General features: G+C 44.6%; 5 protein-coding genes and 2 pseudogenes. 2 read left to right on the top strand and 5 right to left on the bottom strand.

Annotated features, from left to right (window positions below; all coding sequences use genetic code 11):
• From BLP57_RS17450 to BLP57_RS17430, 5 genes and pseudogenes are all read right to left on the bottom strand, one after another.
• Positions 1 to 201: pseudogene (locus BLP57_RS17450) on the bottom strand (hypothetical protein); the annotation flags it as partial.
• A gap of 184 nt (positions 202 to 385) precedes the next feature.
• Complete coding sequence (locus BLP57_RS17445) at positions 386 to 1,108, bottom strand: amino acid ABC transporter ATP-binding protein (RefSeq protein WP_092073604.1); 723 nt, start codon at positions 1,106 to 1,108, stop codon at positions 386 to 388.
• Positions 1,101 to 2,603 carry an ABC transporter permease subunit gene (locus BLP57_RS17440; RefSeq protein WP_092073601.1) on the bottom strand — a complete coding sequence of 501 codons (1,503 nt, stop codon included), beginning with the start codon at positions 2,601 to 2,603 and terminating at the stop codon, positions 1,101 to 1,103. Before BLP57_RS17440 ends, BLP57_RS17445 begins: the two co-directional genes overlap by 8 nt.
• A 15-nt stretch (positions 2,604 to 2,618) precedes the next feature.
• The gene (locus tag BLP57_RS17435) at positions 2,619 to 3,476 is read right to left on the bottom strand and encodes a PfkB family carbohydrate kinase (RefSeq protein ID WP_092073598.1); all 858 of its coding nucleotides are present in this window, start codon (positions 3,474 to 3,476) and stop codon (positions 2,619 to 2,621) included.
• A 37-nt stretch (positions 3,477 to 3,513) separates the two neighbouring features.
• Positions 3,514 to 4,482 (bottom strand): SIS domain-containing protein, encoded by a 969-nt coding sequence (locus BLP57_RS17430; protein ID WP_015525336.1) that lies wholly within the window; start codon positions 4,480 to 4,482, stop codon positions 3,514 to 3,516.
• Positions 4,483 to 4,774: 292 nt separating this feature from the next.
• On the opposite strand from BLP57_RS17430, the gene BLP57_RS17425 reads away from it, so the two are divergent.
• Complete coding sequence (locus tag BLP57_RS17425; RefSeq protein ID WP_173759345.1) at positions 4,775 to 5,497, top strand: GntR family transcriptional regulator; 723 nt, start codon at positions 4,775 to 4,777, stop codon at positions 5,495 to 5,497.
• 105 nt (positions 5,498 to 5,602) lie between these two features.
• Positions 5,603 to 5,853: pseudogene (locus BLP57_RS18150) on the top strand (IS5/IS1182 family transposase); the annotation flags it as partial.

Raw genomic sequence — 5,853 nt, 5'->3', positions numbered from 1 at the left:
GTGCTGGAAAAAGTCATGGGATGTAGTAGAAAGAGAGCCACCCTGCATGGTTAAAAGAGAGAGGATCGTATCCCGAAAGGAAATCTTACGTTTTCTCGAAAAATCAACGCCAGGGTGAAGGACAAAAGAATCCTTCTGAAGTTCTAATTCAGAAATAGCAGACAGGAGCAATTCATAACTGGAAGCAAAAGTAGAGTTCATAAGCGAGCCTCCTTTTGTATAAAAAAAGATTGCAATGTATAATTCTTTTTTACCATACATTGCAATCTTTTGGAATACTATGTTCTAACTAAATGGCATTGGAAACGGGCTTCGCAACTCCGAGTGCCTCCCCTCCCCACGAATTTCCCCGCTTTTTCAAAGCAAAACTTTTCCACGAAAAACCCTACAACACTTTGGAAAGAAACTCCTTCGTCCTTTCCTCTCGAGGATCCCCAAACAGTTCTTTCGGATTTCTATCCTCAAGAACCACCCCATCATCCATAAAGAGCACTCTGTCGCTGACCTCCCTTGCAAAGCCCATCTCATGGGTAACCACCAGCATGGTCATGCCTTCTTTTGCAAGCTCCTTCATAACCTCAAGAACCTCTCCGACCATCTCCGGATCAAGAGCTGATGTCGGCTCGTCGAACAGAAGCACCTGGGGATTCATTGCAAGGGCTCTGGCAATGGCAACCCTCTGCTTCTGTCCACCTGAAAGCTTTCCGGGATAGACATCGGCTTTTTCTTCAAGGCCAACTCTTTTCAAAAGAGCCCTCGCCTTCTGATCAGCTTCCGCTACATTCCATTTGCCAAGGCGCACCGGCGCAAGGGTGATATTTTTCAATACTGTCATATTTGGAAACAGATTAAAATGCTGAAAAACCATTCCCACATTTTCCCTGAATTTATCTACATCCAGCTTCGGATCCAGAAGCTGCTGTCCGTTTACAGTGATCTCGCCTTCCTCCGGTTTTTCCAGAAGGTTCAGACAGCGCAGAAATGTAGATTTTCCGGAGCCGGACGGACCGATGATGCAGATACACTCACCCTTGTTTACGTGAGTTGTGATTCCCTTTAATACGTGTACGTCCCCGAAGGACTTTTTCAGATTTTTAACATCAATCACTTTCTCTCAGTCTCCTTTCAAATCTCTTCAGCAGAAGGCTCAGGCACTTCACGATCAGATAATACATGATACCTGCAACGATCAGCGGAATAAACATCTGATAAGTACGGGAAGAAACATAGCTTGCCGCTTTTGTCAGATCCATGATACCTACATAACCTAAAATAGATGTTTCTTTGATCAGCTGGATAAACTCATTACCCATTGCCGGAAGGATGGTTTTTACAGCCTGCGGAATGATAATGAAACGCATGGTATCTTTATACCCAAGACCCAGAGAACGACCAGCCTCGCTCTGGCCCTTGTCTACAGATAAAATACCTCCGCGGATAACCTCGGAAACATATGCACCGCTGTTGATACCGAAGCTGACCACTGCTGCCACATATCCCAGCCTGCTGTGGAACACTGCAAAATAGATGATCATCAGCTGAAGGACTGACGGTGTTCCACGGATCACATCAACATAAATATCCGCGATCGTGGAAAGAATGGTTCTTCTGCCTTTTTTCGCAGCTCCAAGACGTACCAGAGCCACTACAAGACCGATCAGGATACCTACGATCACTGACAAAAGGGAAACGATCAGCGTAATCCCAAGACCGTTAATATAAAACTTCCAACGATTATCCTGAAGGAAAATAAAGCTTAAAAGTCCCAGAAAACCATCGGTTGCTGCTACATCTGTCACATCCTCGCTGTTTTCAAGTGTGTCCACAAAATACTTCTGATAAAGATCATCATATTCCCCGGATTTTTTTACTTTTGCAAGCCCGTCATTGATGATCTGGACAAGCTCTGTGTTTCCTTTTTCAATGCAGAAAACCGTATCCTCTGCTGTACTTGGCACGGACTCATACTGCAGGTCTGAGTTCTGTTTGCAGTAGATCTCAGCCATGATATTGTCGATCAGAACTGCATCTGCTCCACCGTTTTTCAGCTCCATGACTGCACTGGAAGCGTTTTTAAATCTTTTTACTTTGGCATCCTTAACTTCACCGTAATCGGTAGTCTCGCCGGATGCGATCATATCACTCTGTGCACCCTCCAGAACTGCAACGGTTTTTCCGGACATCTCCTCAAAATCCTTGATCGGATTATCCTTACGACTGATGATGCACTGTGTACCGGTGTAATAAACATCGGAAAAATCAACGCTTTTTTTACGATCCTCCGTAGGTCCGATCCCGGCTGCGATCACCTGTACATCACCAGCCTCCATGGAACCCATCAGGGAATCAAAGGGCATATCCTTCCATACCAGCTTTACGTTTTCTTCCTTGGCGATCGCCTCCAGAAGATCGTAATCAAAACCTGTAATATTTCCATTATCATCCAGGTATTCAAACGGTGAATACTCTGCGTTCGTTCCTATGACGATGGTCTGCTGTTCTGCCGCTTTTACTGCCACTGCACTGCTGAAATATACCGGCAAAGCCATGATCATGCACAGTACAAAACAGATAAGAGCTCTGCTTTTTCCATTGCGTCCCATTATTTTCCCCTCCTGCTATTCATATTTTTTTCCGTAGCCAAAAGCACCTTCCATGCCACAGATGCCCGCTGCAAAAGCAGCTGCCTCTTCAAGACTTTCACAGATCGCGGTTTCCTCCGCCATGCCGTTTTTCATTCTTCCGATATACCCGGTAAGGAAAGATGCGATCAGTGAATCCCCGGCGCCAAGAGTATCTTTTACTTCCGTAAGCGGCGCTGCCGGCTGTCGGTAAAAATTCCTTCCGTCATAAAGAATGCAGCCCTTGGCTCCTCTGGAGGCCATGGCAAGCTTCGGCCCCATGGAAATGATCTTTTTCAGATGCTCTTCTGCCTCCTGGTCGGTTCCGTCAAAGGAGCAAAATGCGTAAGTAACCTCCGGTGCTGTTTTTTCATAATATTCCTCTGTAGAATCATCAGAAAAGTCAAAAGAAACCGGAATTCCCGCCTCTTTGATCTTATGCAGCTCTTCCTCCGTAAAAGAGTAATTTCCGCTATGTACCACATCAAAGCCTTTCATATATTCCAGATCAAAACGATCAAGGATATACGGTGTTTTTCCACGGATACCACCATCATTAAAATCCAGGAACTCACGGTCTCCGTCTTTTAATGTGATCCTGGAATAACCGTTCTCGCCGTGCAGCTGTCTGCACTTTACGGTTTCCACGCCAATTTTTTCCAGTGTATCCATGATCAGCTCTGCTCTGTCGTCATCTCCGAAATATCCCATATACGCTGTTTTTTCACATCCGGCCATCTTTCCGTAAACACTGACGTTTACACAGTTTCCGCCTGGATACATGGTTTTCAGATGATCATAGATATCCACTACATTGTCTCCGAAGCCAAGAAGCCTTGTACTGTATTTACTCATATTTTCCCTTTCTCTGTGCACAGGCACAGCAGCACCTTTAGTACTCTACAACGCCCATATATCTTCTCATATCCAGCGGATGACGACGTTTATCCTGGAGAGCGGTACGGTAAACGGTCGTCATGGTGTAGAACAGCATCGGGGTAAAATATTCCACGCAGCTGTCATCAATTGCTTCCATACCAAGCTTATCCGCATCGATCACTTCGTATTTCTTTCCGTATTTTTCAAGGAAAGTCAGCACACGCTCATCCATCATACGGTTTCTGCCCCGGCTCATCATAAGGATATAAAGATGATCCTCATCCGTTACCTCAAACGGTCCGTGGAAATATTCCGCACTGTTCAGATATCCGCAATCCATCCACTGCATTTCCTGAAGTGAGCAGATCGCAAAGCCATATGCCTGAGAATAGGAGGCTCCTGATGCCATGATATAAAGGTTCGGTTCCTCTGAATATTTTTCTGCAAAAAGCCATGCTGCATTCTGCTGATCCTTCACTGCAGCTGCAATAACATCATCGATCTTTTCAAAGCCTTCCACGATCTTATCGTAAAGCTTATATCCCGGCTCCTGTACCTTCATCAGCTCATTAAGAATACGGAGTACGATTCCCTGAGGCTTCTCTGCTTCCTTTACCCCCGGTGCCCAGTCGTATACAACGGAGATCCATTTATCGGTATCACATGGGGAACCTGGCGCATGTGTCATTGTAACAACAGCCGCACCTGCATCCATTCCTGTTTTTGCTGCCTCCAGACACTCCTTTGTCTTGCCACTGTGGGAGCAGATGATCAGAAGACTGTCTTTTCCCAGCTTCTTCGGCGGTGTCAGTGCAAACTCTCTTGCAGGGATCCACTGTGCATCCATCACTGCGGATTCCGCACGGACAAAATAATATCCCGGATACAGATCCACAAGAGATCCTCCGCATGCAAGAAAATACACATTTTTGATTGTTCCATGCTCTTTATTGATCTTATTTACGATTTTTACTGCGTCCATTTTCATCCTCCGGTTTTCGTGGAAATTCGTCTGGTAATCCTCTGAATCCATTGAAAATACAGGTTTTTTTCGGATTTTCAGATGAATTTCTCCTTCTTGTACTTTTGCATTTTACCTTTTTGAAGAATATAACATATTATAACGTTATAGTAAAGAGTATATTCATGATTTATGATTAATTATTCATCCAATATACCTTCTGACGCACTGCAGAGGTTTGTCCCTTACTGGACAAATACATCCGCACTATAGTAAAATATCTTTTATGAACAACCTCAGAAAGGATATTTTCATGTTAAATAAAAATTCGATCCAGCCGCTTTACAAGCAGCTTATGGATATCATCACCCAGCAGATCAAAAACGGTACTTATAAGCCCGGAGAAAAAATCCCTCCTGAGCCGGAGCTTGCCGATCTTTACCATGTCAGCCGGATCACTGTCCGACGTACCGTGGAGGAGCTTTGCACACAGGGCTATCTTATCAAGCATCAGGGAAAAGGAACCTTTGTAAAATCCCCCATGATCTTCCGGAAATTTGAATCCCAGAAAAATATGAGTTTTTCCGAATCCTGCCGTCAGAATGACCGGATTCCGGAATCTCACGTACTGTCCTTCTGCAAAAAACCTGCGACCAGCGTAACCTCTGATTTTCTGCAACTTACTTCGGATGAGGAAGTTTTTTTCCTGGAACGTCTTCTTCTGGCTGACAGTATTCCGGTTATTGATGTTCACACCTGGCTCCCCACACGGCTTTTCCCGGATTTTGATCCGAACGCTGTAGAAAACGGTTCTTTTTTTGAATATATCAAAAACACCTACCGCTGTACGATCGCAGAATCCAGCCGCAGCACTATTTCTGTTACTGCAGCCTCCCCGGATATGGCAAAAACTTTGCGTCTGTCTTCCGGCGATCCCGTGCTGATCCTGGATTCCTATATGGAAGCTCCTGATGGAAAACCGCTTTACATCAGCCGTGAATACATTGCAGGTTCCCGCTATACGATTTCATTTTGAAGAATCAAAAAACGGGGCTGTCGCACTAACGTGCGGCAGCTCATTTTATATTCAACACAAAACGCCGGACTTCGAAAAGCCCGGCGCTTGTGGTATAATTAGTTTATGCTACTAAACAAAATAATACAGAGAGATTATACCTCATTTTCTCTGTATTATCAAATCAAACTTCCGCTAGATTTAGAGATTTCTATTCCATCTGATGATCCGGTTCGTCTGGTAAGTGCCTTTGTGGAGGAAATGGACCTTTCTGAACTGTATAAAACTTACGGCAGGATCAGAAAAAATCAGGCAACACCGCGTCAGATTCTGAAACTTGTTATCTATGCAGCAATGAATCGGATCTATTCAAGCCG

Source organism: Blautia sp. SF-50 (assembly GCF_900101315.1).
GTDB lineage: Bacteria > Bacillota > Clostridia > Lachnospirales > Lachnospiraceae > Blautia_A > Blautia_A fusiformis.
Note: the sequence above shows the minus strand (reverse complement) of the source record. Positions and strands in the feature narration are given on the sequence as shown.